The following is a 17,462-nucleotide window of genomic DNA, read 5'->3' as shown; positions in this document are numbered from 1 at the left end:
GCGATCTTGGTTTTCAACTTATGTTGAACCTTAAATCTGATTATTTAAATAATATTACCAACTAGCTTTTCTAACTCCAGGGATAAGACCTTGATTGGCCATCTCTCTAAATGTTACACGAGAAATCCCAAAAGTTCTCATATATCCTTTTGGTCTTCCTGTTAATTTACATCTATTATGTTGACGAATAGGAGATGCATTTTTTGGTAACTTTTGTAATGCATCGTAATCGCCAGCTTCTTTTAAAGCTTTACGTTTTTCGGCATACTTAGCTACTGTTTTAGCTCTTTTTACCTCACGGGCTTTCATTGATTCTTTAGCCATAACTTAGTTCTTTTTAAAAGGTAACCCTAATTCGGTTAATAATGATTTTGCTTCTTTGTCTGTTTCTGCGGTAGTTACAAATGTAATATCCATACCTGAGATTTTATTTACCTTATCGATATTGATCTCTGGAAAAATAATTTGCTCGGTAATTCCTAAATTGTAATTACCTCGTCCGTCAAATCCAGTTGCTTTTATCCCATTAAAATCTCTTACACGCGGTAAAGCAGAAGTAACTAAACGATCTAAAAACTCATACATTCTTTCGCCACGCAAAGTAACTTTAACCCCAATGGGCATCCCTTTACGTAATTTGAAAGATGCAACATCTTTTTTAGATAAAGTTGCTATAGCTTTTTGTCCGGTTATTGTTGTTAACTCCTCAACTGCGTAGTCAATAAGTTTTTTATCTGCAACAGCTGCACCAACTCCTTTAGATACAACGATCTTAGTAAGTTTAGGTACTTGCATGACGTTTTTATAACCAAATTCGTCTGTAAGAGCAGCAATTACTTTGCTTTTATACTCTTCTTTAAGTCTAGGTGAATATGCCATAACTATATTACTTCATTAGATTTTACTGAAAATCTCACTTTCTTATCGCCTTCTATTTTATATCCAACTCTAGTTGTTTCTCCTTTTGAAGTTAACAATGATAAGTTAGAAATATGAATAGCAGCTTCTTTCTCTACGATTCCACCTTGAGGGTTTTGCGCACTTGGTTTCGTGTGTTTCTTAACCATGTTTACGCCCTCAACAATCGCTTTGTTCTTATCTATTAATACTTTTTGTACTTTACCTTCAGATCCTTTATGATCTCCAGCAATGACTTTTACAGTATCTCCAGTTTTTATTTTAAGCTTTGTCATCTTAAATTAATGTATTAAAGCACCTCTGGTGCTAATGATACAATTTTCATGAATTGTTTATCACGAAGTTCTCTAGCAACAGGACCAAATACACGTGTTCCTCTCATCTCACCCGTTGGGTTTAATAAAACACACGCATTATCGTCGAATCTAATATAAGATCCATCAGGTCTTCTTACTTCTTTTTTAGTACGAACAACAACTGCAGTAGAAACAGCACCTTTTTTAATGTTTCCATTAGGTGTTGCGTCTTTAACAGAAACAACTATTTTGTCTCCTACAGAAGCGTATCTTCTTTTAGTACCACCTAGAACACGTATTGTTAATACTTCTTTTGCTCCAGTGTTATCTGCTACCTTTAATCTTGATTCTTGCTGTACCATAATTATTTAGCTCTTTCTATGATTTCAACTAATCTCCAACATTTAGATTTACTTAAAGGTCTTGTTTCCATGATCTTTACGGTATCACCAATGTTACAATCGTTTGTTTCGTCGTGTGCCACATATTTTTTTGTTTTCAACACGAACTTACCATACATAGGGTGTTTCACTTTTTTAACCTCTGCAACAACTATTGATTTTTGCATTTTGTTACTAGTAACAACTCCTATACGTTCTTTTCTTAAATTTCTTGTTTCCATCTTTCAGCAGAATTATTGTAATTCTCTTTTAGTTAATTCTGTCGCAATTCTAGCTACAGTACGTCTAATACTACGTAACTGAATTGGATTTTCTAAAGGAGATATTGCATGAGCCATTTTTAGGTCTGAATAACTTTTTTTTGTCTCACCAAGTTTCTCTTGTAACTCAGCTGTAGATAATTCTTTAATTTCTGATTGTTTCATAATATCAAATAAATTATGCTTCGTAATCGCGAGCAATTAAAAACTTAGTTTTTACTGGTAATTTTTGTGCTGCTAAACGCAATGCTTCTTTAGCAATATCTAACGGCACACCACCAATTTCAAATAAAACACGACCTGGTCTACAAACAGCTACCCAATATTCAACAGCACCTTTACCTTTACCCATACGTACTTCAAGAGGCTTTTTTGTAATAGGCTTGTCTGGAAATATTTTAATCCAAAGTTGCCCTTCTCTTTTCATGTAACGTGTAGCGGCAATACGAGCTGCTTCAATTTGACGTGATGTTATAAAAGTTGCGTCTAATGCTTTTATTCCAAAAGTACCGTTTGAAAGTTGATGTCCTCTTCCAGAGAGACCTTTCATACGTCCTTTTTGTTGCTTACGAAATTTTGTTCTTTTAGGCTGTAACATTTTTCTTTACTTTATAAAAAATTACTTTCTACGACGAGGTTTGTTATCTCTGTTTCCGCCACGTCCTCCGGCTCCACCTTTTCCTTGCTTCTTAGATAAACCAACAAGTGGAGAAAGTTCTCTTTTACCATATACTTCACCTTTCATGATCCATACCTTAACACCCAATCTACCGTAAGTAGTGTGTGCCTCAACTAAAGCATAATCAATATCGGCTCTAAAGGTCGATAAAGGAATACGTCCTTCTTTGTAGTGTTCTGAACGTGCCATTTCTGCTCCGTTTAAACGCCCACTAATTTGGATCTTGATTCCTTCTGCATTCATACGCATTGTAGCAGCGATAGCCATCTTTATTGCACGTCTATATGAAATTCTGTTTTCAATTTGACGAGCAATACTAGATCCTACTAAAAATGCATCAAGTTCAGGTCTTTTAATTTCAAAGATGTTAATCTGAACTTCTTTTCCAGTAATCTTCTTAAGTTCTTCTTTTAACTTGTCTACCTCTTGACCACCTTTTCCGATAATAATACCAGGTCTAGCAGTAGTGATAGTAACGGTTACAAGCTTTAAAGTTCTCTCAATAATTACTCTACTTACACTAGCTTTAGATAAACGCGCGTGAACGTATTTTCTAATTTTATCGTCTTCGGCAAGCTTGTCTCCATAATCATTACCTCCGTACCAGTTAGATTCCCATCCTCTGATAATACCTAAGCGATTTCCGATTGGATTTGTTTTTTGTCCCATACTTCTATCTTAGCTTTGTGTGTTATTGTTAGCTCCAACTACTAATGTAACGTGGTTAGAACGTTTTCTAATTCTGTGTGCACGACCTTGAGGTGCCGGACGTAATCTCTTTAACATAGATCCGCTGTCAACTCTAATCTCTTTTACAAATAATTCAGCCGATTCTACATCTGCTTCCTCGTTTTTAGACTGCCAGTTTGCAATGGCAGACAATAACAATTTCTCTAAACGACCAGATGCTTCTTTTTGGTTGAATTTTAAGATATTAAGTGCATGTTCTACTTTTTCACCTCTTACCAAATCGGCTACTAAACGCATTTTTCTTGGTGATGTAGGACAATTATTAAGTTTAGCAAAAGCAACATGCTTTTTAGCTTCCTTAATAGCGTCTGCCATTTGTTTTTTACGACTTCCCATAGCTACTACTTTTTACCTTTGTTTTTAGCACCTGCATGTCCACGGAATGAACGTGTTGGTGAAAATTCTCCTAACTTATGGCCTACCATGTTTTCTGTTACATAAACTGGTACAAATTGACGGCCATTGTGCACTGCAATTGTTTGTCCAACAAAATCTGGAGTAATCATACTAGCTCTTGACCAAGTTTTGATTACTGTTTTCTTATTAGATTCAACATTAACAGCTACTTTCTTTTCTAACTTATAATGAACGTAAGGTCCTTTTTTTAATGATCTTGCCATGTCTTATTTCTTTCTACGTTCTACAATATATTTATTACTTGCTTTAGTCTTAGAACGGGTTCTGTAACCTTTAGCTGGAATACCGTTTCTAGAACGTGGATGTCCACCAGAAGATTTACCTTCACCACCACCCATTGGGTGATCGACTGGATTCATAACGACTGGTCTAGTACGAGGACGTCTTCCTAACCATCTAGTTCTACCTGCTTTACCACCAACTAATAATTGATGATCTGAATTAGATACCACACCTATAGTCGCCATACAGTTAGCAAGAATTAATCTTGTTTCACCTGAAGGCAACTTGATTGTTGCAAACTTACCATCTCTTGCCATTAACTGAGCAAAAGCACCAGCACTACGAGCCATCACAGCTCCTTGTCCTGGACGTAATTCTACACAAGAAATAATAGTCCCTAATGGAATTTCACTTAATGGCATGGCATTTCCAATTTCTGGAGCAACGCCTTCTAAACCAGATACCACTTTTTGCCCAACCTGTAAACCATTTTGAGCAATAATATATCTTTTTTCGCCATCTTGATAATTCAATAATGCGATAAAAGCGGTTCTGTTTGGATCATATTCGATAGACTTAACTTCTGCTGGAATTCCAGTTTTGTTACGTCTAAAATCGATAATACGATACTTTCTTTTATGACCTCCACCTATATAGCGCATGGTCATTTTTCCTTGACTGTTTCTACCACCAGACTTTTTATTCGGAACAAGTAAACTCTTTTCCGGCTTATCAGTAGTTATGGCGTCATAACCATTTACTACTCTAAATCGCTGTCCTGGTGTGATTGGTTTTAATTTTCTTACTGACATTGTTGTCTAATTACATGTTACTGTATAAATCAATCATTTCACCTTCCGCCAGTTGTACAATTGCCTTTTTAACAGCATTTGTTTTACCATGTTGAATCCCAGTCTTTGTATGACGTGTTCTTCTATCTGGACGGACATTTATAGTACGAACTTTTTCAACAGAAACACCATAAGCAGCTTCCACCGCTTTTTTGATTTCTACCTTGTTCGCCTTTGTATTCACTGCGAAAGTATAGCAGTTTCTTAACTCGCTATTTGCAGTCGCTTTTTCCGTGATTATAGGTTTAATTAAGATACTCATGGTTTCTATTTACTTAAATTTGTTTCAATTCCTTCTAAAGCACCTTCTAAAAGCACTACTTGATTCGCATTTAAAATCTTATAAGTACTTAATTCTGAAGAAGTTATAACTTCAGATCCTTTTAAATTGCGCGATGACAAATATACGTTATTATTTGACCCACCCAACACAAACAAAGATTTTTTGTTTTCAAGCTCTAACGCTTTTAAAATCGCTGTAAAGTTTTTAGTCTTAGGCGTATCAAAATTAAAGTCTTCTAAAACTGTAATTGATTTTTCTCCCGCTTTGATACTTAATGCAGATTTACGTGCTAAACGCTTAACATTTTTATTAAGTTTAAAGCTGTAATTTCTTGGTCTTGGACCGAACATGCGACCACCACCTTTAAACACACCAGACTTAATACTACCAGCTCTTGCTGTACCAGTTCCTTTTTGCTTTTTAATCTTACGTGTACTTCCTGCAATCTCAGCTCTTTCTTTCGATTTGTGAGTTCCTTGACGTTGGTTTGCTAAATATTGTTTAACATCCAAATATACAGCATGATTATTAGGGGCAATAGCGAACACATCTTTAGAAAGGTCTGCCTTTCTACCTGTGTCTTTTCCGTTTATATCTAAAACTGCTACTTTCATTATTTTCTAATAATTACATAAGCGTTTTTATGCCCAGGCACACAACCTTTAACAACAAGTAGATTCTTTTCAGCAACTACTTTTAAAACTCTTAAATTTTGAACTTTAACTGTGTCTCCACCCATTCTTCCTGCCATTTTCATTCCTTTGAAAACTCTTGCAGGGTATGATGCCGCTCCAATAGATCCTGGCGCTCTTAAACGATTATGTTGACCGTGAGTAGCTTGACCTACACCACCGAAACCATGACGTTTTACAACACCTTGAAATCCTTTACCTTTAGATGTTCCTGCTATATCAACAAATTCTCCTTCTGCGAAATGTTCAACAGTGATAGCATCTCCTAATTTGTACTCCGCATCAAAACCTTTGAATTCAACAACTTTGCGTTTTACAGAAGTACCCGCTTTTTTAGCATGACCTAAGTCAGCTTTTGTAGCGCTTTTTTCTGTCGCGTCATCGAAACCTAATTGAACAGCTTTATAGCCGTCAACTTCTTCAGTTCTGACTTGGGTAACGATACATGGTCCAGCTTCGATAACTGTACAAGGAATGTTTTTTCCGTTGTCATCAAAGATACTGGTCATACCGATTTTCTTTCCAATTAACCCAGACATTTTAATTTACGATTTACGATTGTTGATTTATAATTTCAGAACGATTCTGATTAAACCTTCAATCTATTGTTATTAATTTACTTATTTAAAAAATTTCAGGGTCGAAATACTTTCAACCCTGAATGTATTTTTACCGTTTTTCCCGCGACCGCATCGGTGGGACATGCACGCCCTGAACTTGTTTCAGGGTCTTTTACTTTCCTGCGAAAGCAGGAATCTTAATTATACCTCTCTTTAACGTTCAAGAGATTCCCACTTTCGTGGGAATGGAAATTAAACCTTAATTTCCACCTCAACACCACTTGGTAATTCAAGCTTCATTAACGCATCAATTGTTTTTGATGACGAAGAGTAGATATCCAATAATCTCTTATAAGAGCTTAATTGAAATTGTTCTCTTGATTTCTTGTTTACGTGTGGAGAACGTAATACTGTGAAAATTTTCTTGTGAGTTGGTAATGGAATTGGCCCAGTTACAACAGCTCCAGTGCTTTTTACAGTCTTTACAATCTTATCGGCAGACTTGTCTACTAAATTGTGATCGTAAGATTTTAATTTTATTCTGATTTTTTGACTCATTTTCTTAGATTTTAAGCTTCAACACCTTTAGCCGCCTTAATTACTTCTTCAGATATATTTGAAGGTGTTTCGGCATAATGTGAAAATTCCATTGTTGACGTTGCACGACCTGATGATAATGTTCTTAATGTGGTTACATATCCAAACATTTCTGAAAGTGGTACAGTAGCTTTTACAGTTTTTGCACCAGCTCTATCTCCCATATCACTTACTTGTCCTCTTCTTCTATTTAAATCACCTACGATATCTCCCATATTTTCTTCTGGAGTTATTACCTCTAGTTTCATAATAGGTTCCATGATTACCGCTTTCGCAGCTTTCGCAGAGTTTTTAAATCCAATTTTTGCAGCCAATTCGAAAGATAATTGATCAGAATCCACGTCATGGTAAGATCCATCTGTTAATGTTACTTTCATAGCATCAACTTCGTATCCTGCCAATGGTCCATTTACCATAGCCATCTTGAATCCTTTTTCAATTGATGGGATAAATTCTTTAGGAACGTTACCACCTTTAATTTCAGAAATAAATTCCAATCCTACTTTTCCTTCTTCAGCAGGCTCAAGCGTAAATACAATGTCTGCGAATTTACCACGTCCACCAGATTGTTTCTTATAAACTTCTCTGTGTTCAGCACGTTGCGTAATAGCTTCTTTGTATTCTACCTGTGGTTGACCCTGATTTACTTCAACCTTAAACTCACGCTTAAGACGGTCAACAATAATATCTAAGTGAAGCTCACCCATTCCAGAAATAATAGTCTGTCCTGAAGCTTCGTCTGTTCTTGCTGTAAATGTTGGATCCTCTTCAGCTAATTTTGCTAAAGCCATCCCTAATTTATCAACGTCTGCTTTAGTCTTAGGCTCAACCGCAATACCAATTACCGGATCTGGAAAGTCCATGGATTCTAAAACAATAGGGTGTTTTTCATCAGACATGGTATCACCTGTCTTAATATCCTTAAACCCTACTGCTGCTCCAATATCTCCTGCTTCGATATAATCGATAGCATTTTGCTTATTAGAGTGCATTTGATAAATACGAGAGATACGCTCTTTTTTACCAGAACGGTTGTTCAAAATATAAGAACCCGCATCTAAACGACCAGAGTACGCTCTAAAGAATGCTAAACGACCCACAAAAGGATCGGTAGCAATTTTAAATGCTAATGCAGAAAAAGGCTCTTTTACATCTGGCTTACGTGACGTTTCTCCTCCTGTTTCTGGATTTGTTCCTAAAACACTATCTCTATCTAATGGAGATGGTAAGTAACGACAAACAGCATCCAATAAAAACTGTACGCCTTTATTTTTAAAAGCAGAACCACAAATCATAGGAATAATGGCCATATCCATTACAGCAGCTCTAAGTGCAGCGTGCACCTCTTCTTCTGTAATAGAATCTTCATCTTCCATGAATTTTTCTAAAAGATTCTCATCGTAAGTTGCTACTTCTTCTATTAAAAGTGCACGGTACTTACGAGCTTCTTCTTTCATATCTTCTGGTATATCGATAACATCAAAAGTTGCCCCTTGTGTTTCATCATGCCAAACTATAGCACGATTCTTAACTAAATCGATAATTCCTTTAAAGTCTGCTTCGTCACCAATATTCAAAACGATTGGCACTGCATTAGACTTTAACATGTCTTTTACTTGTTGACAAACACCTAAAAAGTTAGATCCTTGACGATCCATTTTATTAACAAAACCAATTCTTGGCACCTTGTAGTTATCGGCTAATCTCCAGTTAGTTTCAGATTGAGGCTCAACACCATCAACCGCACTAAACAAGAACACCAAACCATCAAGCACACGTAGGGAACGGTTTACTTCAACCGTAAAATCAACGTGACCCGGTGTGTCAATTATATTAAAGTGATACCCTTTAGTATCAGGAGTTGGCTGTCCATTTTCAATTGGAAATTTCCACTCACAAGTGGTAGCAGCAGAAGTAATGGTAATACCTCTTTCCTGCTCTTGCTCCATCCAATCCATTGTAGCAGCACCATCATGTACTTCCCCAATTTTATGAGACACCCCTGTATAATAAAGAATACGCTCTGTAGTAGTAGTTTTTCCCGCATCAATATGTGCAGCAATACCTATATTTCTAGTGAATTTTAAATCTCTTGCCATGTCGTATTAAAATCTAAAGTGAGAGAATGCTTTATTTGCTTCCGCCATTTTGTGAGTATCAACTCTTTTCTTAACTGCCGCCCCTTCTTCTTTAGCTGCTGCTAAAATTTCTGAAGCTAAACGTTGCGCCATAGATTTTTCGTTTCTTTTACGAGCATAGCCTATAAGCCATTTCATTGCCGTAGAAACTTTACGATCTGGACGAATTTGCATTGGAATTTGGAATGTTGCACCACCAACACGACGACTACGTACTTCTACGTGAGGCATCACATTTGATAAAGCGTCTTTCCAAGTTTCTAAAGCTGTTTTTTCTTCGTCAGTTTTTTTCGAATCTACAATGTCAATAGCATCGTAGAATACCTTAAAAGCGACAGACTTCTTTCCATCCCACATCATCATATTAACGAAACGAGTTACTAACTGATCGTTAAAGCGTGGATCTGGTAAAAGCGGTCTCTTTTTTGCTGCTCTTTTTCTCATGTCTTCTTTAAGTTATTTGTTATTTGTTATTGGTTATTGGTTATTAGCTTTTTTCAAACTTTTAACTTTTAACTTTTAACTTTTAACTTGTTTTTACTTCTTAGGGCGTTTAGCACCATACTTAGATCTACGTTGTGTTCTACCTGAAACACCTGCTGTGTCTAAAGCACCACGAACGATGTGATATCTAACTCCTGGCAAATCTTTTACCCTTCCACCTCTAACCAATACTATCGAGTGCTCTTGTAGATTGTGTCCTTCTCCACCAATGTATGCATTAACCTCGTTTCCGTTTGTTAAACGCACCCTGGCCACCTTACGCATTGCTGAGTTTGGTTTTTTAGGAGTCGTCGTGTAAACACGAGTACACACACCACGTCTTTGCGGACAAGAATCTAAAGCAGCCGATTTACTCTTCTTGGTTATTTTGGCTCTTCCTGTTCTTACTAATTGTGAAATTGTTGGCATATATATTATATATAAATTTTAAAATCCTCTTTAGAGGGCTGCAAAGGTAGAAATTAAAATGAATAATTCAAACCCTAAATCATTAATTTTCATATCATAATGAATTTTTGTTTTTTATACGATGAGGCAACTCCTCATTTCTCCATCTATTTGTCTAATTCGGCTTTTAAAACAACATAGATTGTTCATCATTTTTTTTTCATAAAATACTTAAGTAATTTCAATAGAATTTAAAAATTATCTCATCACCTATATTATAAGTCTATGTTTTCCGTTAGATTTACAGAGAGAAAATAGATACTAGATCGATAGATAATAAACACTAGACTGTTAGTCTAATAATTGAAGTGCAGCGTTTTTTTTAGTCTAAAGTCTGGAACCTAGTGGTCTATAATCTTTTTTTATTAAACAACACGAATCAACGTGCAAAAAACTTCTTTTTTACTCCTTATCATATATACACTTTTTTCTTCGGAATTGTTTTGCCAAAATTTGCACCTTAAAATTAATGGCGGGAATGAAAACCAGACCAACATCATTGATTCTTTAAACTACTTAAAAACCCACAAAGATTATGCTTCTATAAAACATGAAGTAGATACTATCCAAAAAAGGCTTTTTAAAATGGGATTTATTGAAAGTGAATTAAAAAAAATCATCAAAACAAACGATTCATCGTTCAAAGCTCTAATTCATTTAAAAAAGAAATATCATACCATATATATATATTATGACAAAACAGAAATTAAGCGTTCGCTTTTAGAGACCATTTCAAAAAATATTTTTGATGATTATTTTGAATTGGAATTTAGCAAAATTGAATATGCTTTGAGTTTTATTAATTCAAAAATATCAGAAGAAGGATTACCTTTTTCAAAATTACGCTTGTCTAATATTAAGATTAAAGATGTCACCCAGAGTACTGTCGATGGCCCTAATTTATCGGCGAATTTGGTAATCGAATCCCAATCAGGGAAAAGAAACATTAGCAACATAATAATCAAGGGCTATGAAAAATTTCCGCGCGCGTACCTTAAACACTACTTAAAAATTACACCTTCCCAAGTTTTTGATTTAAACAGAATTAAAAACAAAACCAATCAACTAAACCATTTGAAGTTTGCTAATGAGACAAAACCTCCTGAAGTTTTATTTTCTAAAGATTCAACAACTTTATATTTATACCTCGAAAAATCAAAAAGTAATTCTTTTGATGGTTTTTTAGGTTTTGGAACCAATGAAGAAACCAACAGGTTAGAATTTGATGGGTATCTAAATTTAAATTTAACCAATAATTTAAACTTCGGCGAATCATTCAAATTACTATACAAAAGTGATGAAAACGATCAAAAAACGTTTCAAGCGGATTTAACAGGACCTTATTTGTTTAAATCTCCAATAGGAGTCGATTTACGTTTACGGATTTTTAAAAAGGATTCTTCATTCACAACGGTAGATCAAGCATTAAAACTACACTATCAAATAAACTCGAAGCATAAAATTTATGCCGGACTACTTTCTACCGAATCGAACAATTTATTAACTGAAAATACATCACTAACAATTTCAGATTATAAAACACAATATTATACATTGGCATACGAGTTTATAAAACCACAATCATACCATCTACTTTTTCCAACAAATTCTAAATTATATCTAGAAACAAATTTTGGAGAAAGAAAAACATCCAGCACCAAAGAAAAACAATCCCATGTTTCTGTTGATGCATTTAAAATCCTTAACCTAAACAGAAAAAACAGCATTTTTTTAAGGTTAAACGGCGCTTCTTTAAATTCAAACACTTATTTAGAAAATGAATTACTAAGGTTTGGTGGCATAAACTCTATTAGAGGGTTCGAAGAAAACAGCTTGTTATCTTCTTTATTTGGTTTAATCAATACAGAGTATAGATACCAACTTAACAATGCCATTTATATCCACTCTATTATCGATGCTGCCTATTTTGAAAATAAAGTTTTAAATGTTAAAGAAAAGCTTTTCGGGTATGGCTTTGGCTTTGGGATTCTTACACAAGCAGGATTATTTAGATTTAACTATGCAAATGGCAAAAGCGAAAATCAAAAATTCAAACTTTCCAATTCTAAAATACACCTAAGTCTGGTAGCCAATTTCTAACGCCCTTGTAATCCAACCGCATATTTGTTATGCTTTTTAAATTAAACTTATACCAGTTATGAATTAAAATACGCTATTCAAACTCATTCATTAATTCGTTTTATCTCTTTACTCATCATTCCCATAGCTTAGGCTATGCAAATAACTCGTAGCTGGCTAAAACAAATAAGCAATGTCGTTTTCTGTAGCTCATTTCAATTAATAATTGGTATTACACTAGCTTGGGCTGCCCTAAGATTAGTTCTTAAATTAATTTATCTGGTTTTTAAGCTAGTAATACCATATAAGCTTCAATAAAAATCCTTTACATATAAGCCTTTATCCCTTTAGAGTAAGTTTTGTACCCGACTTTTACCGTCGACTAATTCAAATAATTATAATAATGAAAACAAAGTTTAGTGTAATGCTAACACTATTGCTAGTGTTAGTTACGCAATTAACATTTGCGCAAAAAAAGACAATTTCGGGAACAGTTTCAGACAATTCTGGCTTACCACTTCCTGGAACATCTGTCATAATTAAAGGTACGACTTCTGGCACCTCATCCAATTTTGATGGCAAATATTCTATTGAAGTTTCACAAGGAGAAACCCTTGTGTTTACTTTTATAGGATATGCCACTAAAGAAATTGTTGTTGGCTCATCCAACACCATAGATGTACTGCTACAAGAAGACACTTCTGCTTTAGACGAAGTTGTCGTTACTGCTCTGGGTATTGAAAGAGACAAAAAGAGTTTGGGCTATGCTACGCAAGAAGTTAAAGGTGAAGCAGTATCTGATGTAAAAAGTCAAAACTTTGTCAACTCGCTATCTGGTAAAATAGCTGGTTTACAAATTAAACCTTCTGGTACTATGGGCGGATCTACCCAGGTAATCATTAGAGGGAACTCTTCGGTGCTGGGAAACAACCAGGCATTGTTTGTTATTGATGGAATTCCTGTTAACAATGGTATTAACAACAAAATTACTACAGCCATTGCGTCAGAGAGCAGACAGCAAACAAGTGGTAGAGGCGGTTACGATTATGGTAATGCCGCTTCAGACATCAACCCCGATGACATAGAGTCCATAAATGTATTAAAAGGTGCAGCAGCATCTGCTCTTTATGGGTCTAGAGCTGCAAATGGGGTTATAATGATTACAACAAAAAAAGGACGCAAGAAAAAGGGTATTGGTATTACTGTCAACTCAAGCATTACTGTTGGAGAGGTAGATAAATCCACTTTACCTGTTTATCAAAAAAAATATGGAGCAGGCTATGGTGCTTTTTATGGAGCTACAGAAGACCAATATTTTAACGATCAATTTGATATTAATGGAGACGGCACCAATGATTTATCGGTTCCGTTTACAGAAGATGCATCTTATGGTGCCGAATTCGACCCTAATTTACTGGTGTACCAATGGAATAGCCTTTACCCTCAATTAGATACTTACTTAACACCTACACCATGGGTAGCCGGAGCACACGACCCAAACTATATTTGGAAAACGTCAAGCACTTTAATTAATTCTGTATCACTTGATGGAGGTAGCGAAACTGGAGCTTTTAGATTAGGATTTACAAATATGCTTCAAGAAGGTAATTTACCCAATAGTGAAATTAAAAGAAATAGCATTAATTTCAATGGAAGTCAGGATTTAAATGATAAGCTCACCGTTTCTACAACATTTACTTTCACTAAAACTGATGGCAGAGGACGTTATGGTACTGGTTATGATTCCAACAACGTTATGCAACAGTTTAGACAGTGGTGGCAAGTTAACGTTGATGTTAAAGAGCAAAAGGAAGCTTATTTTGCAACCCGTGAAAATATTACCTGGAACCCAAATTCCCACACAAATTTAGCTCCAATTTATTCTGACAACCCTTACTGGACATTTTACGAGAATTTTGAAACGGATACCCGTTCAAGGTTCTTTGGCAATGTGGTATTGAATTATACTATAAATGACTGGCTATCTGCTTTAGGTAGATTTACATATGACACTTATACAGAGTTACAAGAAGAAAGAACCAATGTAGGAAGTTCTAATGTGCCACTGTACACAAGATTTAACAATAGCGCATCTGAATATAACTATGATGCCTTCCTTAATTTCAATAAAGATTTAACAGATATGTTAAATTTAGAAGGAAGTGTTGGGGTTAATTTAAGCAGGAAAGAATGGAACAATATATATGCATTAACAAATGGTGGATTAAATTTAGCTGGAATTTATACATTGGCAAATAGTGTCAATCCAATCAATGCTCCTACAGAATATGATGCAACCCAAATGACAGACGGTATTTTTGGACGGGCAAGTTTAGGTTATGACAACACCTTATTTGTTGAAGGAACATTTAGGAGAGATCGTAACTCAAGTTTGCCAAAAGCAAAAAACACATACAACTATTGGTCGGTTACCGGTAGTTTAATTTTATCAAAATTAATTGAAGCAGATTGGTTGTCTTTTGCAAAACTTAGAGCCAATTATGGAACTGTAGGTAATGGAACCACGCCTTATCAGGTATTTAACACATATGGAATTAATCCTCCTTTTGGTGGTTCGGGCAGTGCTTCCAACCCTTCAGATAAACAAAACCCAGATTTAAAACCCGAACAACAAGTTAACTGGGAAGTTGGCTTGGAAATGAATTTTGTTAATAAACGCCTTGGTTTTGACATCACTTACTACAATACCGAAAACCGGGATCAAATTACTCAAGTACCCGTAACCAGGTCTACTGGATACTCCAGAGTGCTTTTAAATGCTGGTACCATTGAAAACAAAGGTATTGAACTACAGTTAAATGCCATTCCATTAAAAACGGAAGATTTCCAATGGTATGTAAATATAAACTGGGACAGAAATAGAAACAAAGTACTGTCTCTGCTTGACGGGATCGAATCTTTAGAGTTAGCAGATTTCCAAACAGGCCTAACTATTAATGCTGTAGTTGGGCAACCTTATGGAACCATTAGAGGACGTGATTTTGTATATACCAATGGAGAAAAAACAGTTGGGGCTAATGGTCGTTACTTAAGAACTGCTACTAGCAATAATAATATTGGCGATATTAACCCAGATTGGAAAGCAGGTATTAGCAACAGTTTTACCTACAAAAATTTCAATTTCAGTTTCTTGATTGATATTCAAAAAGGAGGAGATGTGTTCTCATTAGACACTTATTATGGTTTTGGTACAGGTATATACGACTTTACTGCTGGAAATAACGAACTGGGCAATCCCTATAGAGATCCTGTTACTGGCACACCTGGAAACTACGGATCAGACAGTGGTGGTGTTATTTTCCCAGGAGTTAAAGAGGACGGTACTCCTAATGATATAAGAGCCCATTTACTTGATGCGGGCACTTGGGGTTACAGACAACCACAAGCAGCACATGTCTACGATGCTGGTTATGTTAAATTACGTGAAGCTACTCTATCGTATAAGCTTAACGATAAAATATTAGATAAGTTTCCTTTTACATCGGCTTCAATATCTCTTATAGGAAGAAATTTATGGATTATTGAAAAGCATGTACCATATGCCGACCCTGAAGCTGGTTTAAGTGCAGGAAATGTTCAAGGTAACCAGTCGGGAGCATACCCTTCAGTTAAAGAAATTGGTGCTAGTATAAAATTACAATTCTAAAAAAATGAAAATGAAAAAAATATTATTAATATCAGTAATCTCTTTGGTATTTGTATTATCTTCTTGTAAAACTGACGAGCAATACGAAAACTTAAATAGAGATCCTAAAAACCCAACTCAGGTTTCGGCTGACTTTTTATTTAATTCAGCTACCAAGAGTTTGATTGATCAAATGACACAAATAAATGTGAACCGTAACAGTTTCAGGTTTTTTGCTCAATATAGTACGACAACGACCTATACCGAGGAACCGAATTTTGATTTAGTAACTAGAACAATCCCAGGGTATCATTGGTCTGAAATGTATAGAGATGTATTATTGGATTTATTGACCTCGAAAGAAATAACCTTGGCAGATTTAGAGCTTACGGCAAGTGAGCAAGATGCCAGAGTGGCCCAAGCAGAAGTTTTAATGATTTATACATTTCAGCAAATGGTAGATACTTGGGGAGATATCCCATACAGTGAAGCCCTTAGCGATGTAACGCTTCCTAAATATGATGATGCCGCAACTATTTATCAAGATTTAATTACACGATTGGATGCTGCTATTCCCGACTTAAGCGGTTCTGGCTATAGTTCATCAGATCGGTTATATGGCGGAGATTCCAATGCATGGATTAAATTTGCGAATTCATTAAAAATAAGATTGGGCATCAGACTTACCGATGTGCCGGCATTACAATCTTTAGCGCAATCTACGGTCGAGTCTGGGTACAGCGCTGGAGCTTTTACATCAAATGCAGACAATGCAACTATCCCCTACGAAGGTTCAACTCCTAATACCAACCCTGTTTGGGTAGACATTGTACAATCCGGACGTTCGGACCATATTCCAGCAAATACTATTGTAAATCTTATGAATACTCTTGATGACCCAAGAAGAGCTCAGTACTTTGATGATAATTTAGGACCTGGCATTTATGTAGGTGGTAATTTTGGTACAGTGGCATCGTTTTCTGTTCATTCCCATTATGGAGATGCTATTTACAGTCCCACGAACCCTGCTTCTTTAATAGATTTTGCCGAAGTTTCTTTCTATCTTGCTGAAGCTGCGGAATTAGGTTACTCTGTTGGAGGTACCGCAGCACAACATTACGACAATGGAATCGCTGCGTCATTTGATAGTTGGGGGTCTAGTGATTTAGCCTCTTATATGGCAAACCCTGATGTAGCTTACGATACCGCTCCAGGAACCTGGAAAGAAAAAATTGGAACTCAATTTTGGATAGCCATGTACAATAGAGGGTTTGAAGGTTTTACTGTTTGGAGAAAATTAGATGCTCCAACCCTACAACTTCCTGTCGATACTGGCAATCCTTTACCTTATAGATACACTTACCCCATTGATGAGCAAAACTTAAACGTTACAAATTGGGAGGCTGCATCTACTGCTATTGGTGGAGATTCCCAACAAACTAAACTGTTTTGGGATAAAAATTAATTTTCACACAATTTAAATATATAAAGTCGTCCAAAAATTGCTCTTTAGACGACTTTATATTATGTAAGTTAAAATCACAAATGTCACTTTTAGAAGCATACAAGGATGAGATAGCCTGTAAAACTTTCTTTATCTCTTTTCTCCAAGGCATTAATATATACAGATTAACAATGACCCTTTACTGTGCCTACAGGATAATACTCTAAAATTTGACCTTCATAATTTAAAAGAATAAAAAGACTTTACTTGTTTTTAAC

21 protein-coding genes are annotated in these 17,462 nt (G+C 35.6%); 3 read left to right on the top strand and 18 right to left on the bottom strand.

All coding sequences use genetic code 11. The annotated features are described in order from the left end of the window. Positions 1-54: 54 nt before the first annotated feature. From rpsN to rpsL, 18 genes are all read right to left on the bottom strand, one after another. Positions 55-324 (bottom strand): 30S ribosomal protein S14, encoded by a 270-nt coding sequence (gene rpsN, locus PQO00_RS10575; protein WP_274184818.1) that lies wholly within the window; start codon positions 322-324, stop codon positions 55-57. Positions 325-327: 3 nt separating this feature from the next. Next, positions 328-879, bottom strand: coding sequence for a 50S ribosomal protein L5 (rplE, locus tag PQO00_RS10570; RefSeq protein ID WP_274184817.1), 552 nt, complete (start codon positions 877-879; stop codon positions 328-330). Positions 880-881: 2 nt separating this feature from the next. After that, a complete protein-coding gene (gene rplX, locus PQO00_RS10565; RefSeq protein WP_274184816.1) occupies positions 882-1,193 on the bottom strand; it encodes a 50S ribosomal protein L24 in 312 nt (103 codons plus the stop codon). A gap of 14 nt (positions 1,194-1,207) precedes the next feature. Continuing rightward, the gene (gene rplN / locus PQO00_RS10560) at positions 1,208-1,576 is read right to left on the bottom strand and encodes a 50S ribosomal protein L14 (RefSeq protein WP_019386277.1); all 369 of its coding nucleotides are present in this window, start codon (positions 1,574-1,576) and stop codon (positions 1,208-1,210) included. A 2-nt stretch (positions 1,577-1,578) separates the two neighbouring features. Next, positions 1,579-1,836 carry a 30S ribosomal protein S17 gene (gene rpsQ, locus PQO00_RS10555; protein WP_072399584.1) on the bottom strand — a complete coding sequence of 86 codons (258 nt, stop codon included), beginning with the start codon at positions 1,834-1,836 and terminating at the stop codon, positions 1,579-1,581. Between the two features lie 12 nt (positions 1,837-1,848). Then, the gene (gene rpmC, locus PQO00_RS10550; protein ID WP_274184815.1) at positions 1,849-2,040 is read right to left on the bottom strand and encodes a 50S ribosomal protein L29; all 192 of its coding nucleotides are present in this window, start codon (positions 2,038-2,040) and stop codon (positions 1,849-1,851) included. Between the two features lie 13 nt (positions 2,041-2,053). Continuing rightward, a complete protein-coding gene (gene rplP / locus PQO00_RS10545) occupies positions 2,054-2,473 on the bottom strand; it encodes a 50S ribosomal protein L16 (RefSeq protein WP_274184814.1) in 420 nt (139 codons plus the stop codon). A 21-nt stretch (positions 2,474-2,494) separates the two neighbouring features. Continuing rightward, on the bottom strand, positions 2,495-3,223 hold the full coding sequence (rpsC, locus tag PQO00_RS10540) for a 30S ribosomal protein S3 (RefSeq protein WP_067147346.1): 729 nt from the start codon (positions 3,221-3,223) through the stop codon (positions 2,495-2,497). A 9-nt stretch (positions 3,224-3,232) separates the two neighbouring features. Further along, positions 3,233-3,640, bottom strand: coding sequence for a 50S ribosomal protein L22 (gene rplV / locus PQO00_RS10535; protein ID WP_274184813.1), 408 nt, complete (start codon positions 3,638-3,640; stop codon positions 3,233-3,235). A gap of 5 nt (positions 3,641-3,645) precedes the next feature. After that, on the bottom strand, positions 3,646-3,924 hold the full coding sequence (rpsS, locus tag PQO00_RS10530) for a 30S ribosomal protein S19 (RefSeq protein ID WP_042499126.1): 279 nt from the start codon (positions 3,922-3,924) through the stop codon (positions 3,646-3,648). Positions 3,925-3,927: 3 nt separating this feature from the next. Then, on the bottom strand, positions 3,928-4,755 hold the full coding sequence (rplB, locus tag PQO00_RS10525; protein WP_274184812.1) for a 50S ribosomal protein L2: 828 nt from the start codon (positions 4,753-4,755) through the stop codon (positions 3,928-3,930). Positions 4,756-4,765: 10 nt separating this feature from the next. Next, positions 4,766-5,056, bottom strand: coding sequence for a 50S ribosomal protein L23 (gene rplW / locus PQO00_RS10520; RefSeq protein ID WP_274184811.1), 291 nt, complete (start codon positions 5,054-5,056; stop codon positions 4,766-4,768). Between the two features lie 5 nt (positions 5,057-5,061). Continuing rightward, a complete protein-coding gene (rplD, locus tag PQO00_RS10515) occupies positions 5,062-5,691 on the bottom strand; it encodes a 50S ribosomal protein L4 (RefSeq protein WP_274184810.1) in 630 nt (209 codons plus the stop codon). Then, positions 5,691-6,308 carry a 50S ribosomal protein L3 gene (rplC, locus tag PQO00_RS10510; RefSeq protein ID WP_274184809.1) on the bottom strand — a complete coding sequence of 206 codons (618 nt, stop codon included), beginning with the start codon at positions 6,306-6,308 and terminating at the stop codon, positions 5,691-5,693. Before rplC ends, rplD begins: the two co-directional genes overlap by 1 nt. Before the next feature lie 273 nt (positions 6,309-6,581). Then, on the bottom strand, positions 6,582-6,887 hold the full coding sequence (gene rpsJ / locus PQO00_RS10505; protein WP_007650482.1) for a 30S ribosomal protein S10: 306 nt from the start codon (positions 6,885-6,887) through the stop codon (positions 6,582-6,584). 11 nt (positions 6,888-6,898) lie between these two features. Next, entirely contained in the window at positions 6,899-9,025 is a 2,127-nt protein-coding gene (fusA, locus tag PQO00_RS10500; RefSeq protein ID WP_274184808.1) for an elongation factor G, read from the bottom strand. A gap of 6 nt (positions 9,026-9,031) precedes the next feature. After that, positions 9,032-9,508, bottom strand: coding sequence for a 30S ribosomal protein S7 (rpsG, locus tag PQO00_RS10495; protein ID WP_102756995.1), 477 nt, complete (start codon positions 9,506-9,508; stop codon positions 9,032-9,034). 93 nt (positions 9,509-9,601) lie between these two features. After that, entirely contained in the window at positions 9,602-9,976 is a 375-nt protein-coding gene (gene rpsL, locus PQO00_RS10490) for a 30S ribosomal protein S12 (RefSeq protein ID WP_102756994.1), read from the bottom strand. A gap of 492 nt (positions 9,977-10,468) precedes the next feature. Between rpsL and PQO00_RS10485 the strand changes: the two genes are divergently transcribed. The 3 genes from PQO00_RS10485 to PQO00_RS10475 all read left to right on the top strand — a co-directional run bounded on the left by PQO00_RS10485 (position 10,469) and on the right by PQO00_RS10475 (position 17,205). Then, on the top strand, positions 10,469-12,115 hold the full coding sequence (locus tag PQO00_RS10485) for a hypothetical protein (RefSeq protein ID WP_274184807.1): 1,647 nt from the start codon (positions 10,469-10,471) through the stop codon (positions 12,113-12,115). A 382-nt stretch (positions 12,116-12,497) separates the two neighbouring features. Next, positions 12,498-15,761 carry a SusC/RagA family TonB-linked outer membrane protein gene (locus tag PQO00_RS10480; protein WP_274184806.1) on the top strand — a complete coding sequence of 1,088 codons (3,264 nt, stop codon included), beginning with the start codon at positions 12,498-12,500 and terminating at the stop codon, positions 15,759-15,761. 10 nt (positions 15,762-15,771) lie between these two features. Beyond that, positions 15,772-17,205 (top strand): SusD/RagB family nutrient-binding outer membrane lipoprotein, encoded by a 1,434-nt coding sequence (locus PQO00_RS10475; protein ID WP_274184805.1) that lies wholly within the window; start codon positions 15,772-15,774, stop codon positions 17,203-17,205. Positions 17,206-17,462 lie beyond the last annotated feature (257 nt).

Source organism: Flavivirga sp. 57AJ16, assembly GCF_028736925.1.
In the GTDB taxonomy this organism is placed as follows: Bacteria; Bacteroidota; Bacteroidia; order Flavobacteriales; family Flavobacteriaceae; genus Flavivirga.
Note: the sequence above shows the minus strand (reverse complement) of the source record. Positions and strands in the feature narration are given on the sequence as shown.

Coding starts and splice junctions, on each gene's coding strand:
- fusA (WP_274184808.1), bottom strand. CDS start 9,025: ATGGCAAGAGATTTAAAATTCACTAGAAATATAGGTATTGCTGCACAT.
- rplD (WP_274184810.1), bottom strand. CDS start 5,691: ATGAAAGTAGCAGTTTTAGATATAAACGGAAAAGACACAGGTAGAAAG.
- rplP (WP_274184814.1), bottom strand. CDS start 2,473: ATGTTACAGCCTAAAAGAACAAAATTTCGTAAGCAACAAAAAGGACGT.
- rpsC (WP_067147346.1), bottom strand. CDS start 3,223: ATGGGACAAAAAACAAATCCAATCGGAAATCGCTTAGGTATTATCAGA.
- rpsQ (WP_072399584.1), bottom strand. CDS start 1,836: ATGGAAACAAGAAATTTAAGAAAAGAACGTATAGGAGTTGTTACTAGT.
- rpsN (WP_274184818.1), bottom strand. CDS start 324: ATGGCTAAAGAATCAATGAAAGCCCGTGAGGTAAAAAGAGCTAAAACA.
- rplV (WP_274184813.1), bottom strand. CDS start 3,640: ATGGGAAGTCGTAAAAAACAAATGGCAGACGCTATTAAGGAAGCTAAA.
- rplE (WP_274184817.1), bottom strand. CDS start 879: ATGGCATATTCACCTAGACTTAAAGAAGAGTATAAAAGCAAAGTAATT.
- rplC (WP_274184809.1), bottom strand. CDS start 6,308: ATGTCTGGGTTAATTGGAAAGAAAATCGGTATGACCAGTATCTTTGAT.
- rplN (WP_019386277.1), bottom strand. CDS start 1,576: ATGGTACAGCAAGAATCAAGATTAAAGGTAGCAGATAACACTGGAGCA.
- rpsJ (WP_007650482.1), bottom strand. CDS start 6,887: ATGAGTCAAAAAATCAGAATAAAATTAAAATCTTACGATCACAATTTA.
- rpmC (WP_274184815.1), bottom strand. CDS start 2,040: ATGAAACAATCAGAAATTAAAGAATTATCTACAGCTGAGTTACAAGAG.
- PQO00_RS10475 (WP_274184805.1), top strand. CDS start 15,772: ATGAAAAAAATATTATTAATATCAGTAATCTCTTTGGTATTTGTATTA.
- rpsG (WP_102756995.1), bottom strand. CDS start 9,508: ATGAGAAAAAGAGCAGCAAAAAAGAGACCGCTTTTACCAGATCCACGC.
- rplB (WP_274184812.1), bottom strand. CDS start 4,755: ATGTCAGTAAGAAAATTAAAACCAATCACACCAGGACAGCGATTTAGA.
- rpsL (WP_102756994.1), bottom strand. CDS start 9,976: ATGCCAACAATTTCACAATTAGTAAGAACAGGAAGAGCCAAAATAACC.
- PQO00_RS10480 (WP_274184806.1), top strand. CDS start 12,498: ATGAAAACAAAGTTTAGTGTAATGCTAACACTATTGCTAGTGTTAGTT.
- rpsS (WP_042499126.1), bottom strand. CDS start 3,924: ATGGCAAGATCATTAAAAAAAGGACCTTACGTTCATTATAAGTTAGAA.
- rplX (WP_274184816.1), bottom strand. CDS start 1,193: ATGACAAAGCTTAAAATAAAAACTGGAGATACTGTAAAAGTCATTGCT.
- rplW (WP_274184811.1), bottom strand. CDS start 5,056: ATGAGTATCTTAATTAAACCTATAATCACGGAAAAAGCGACTGCAAAT.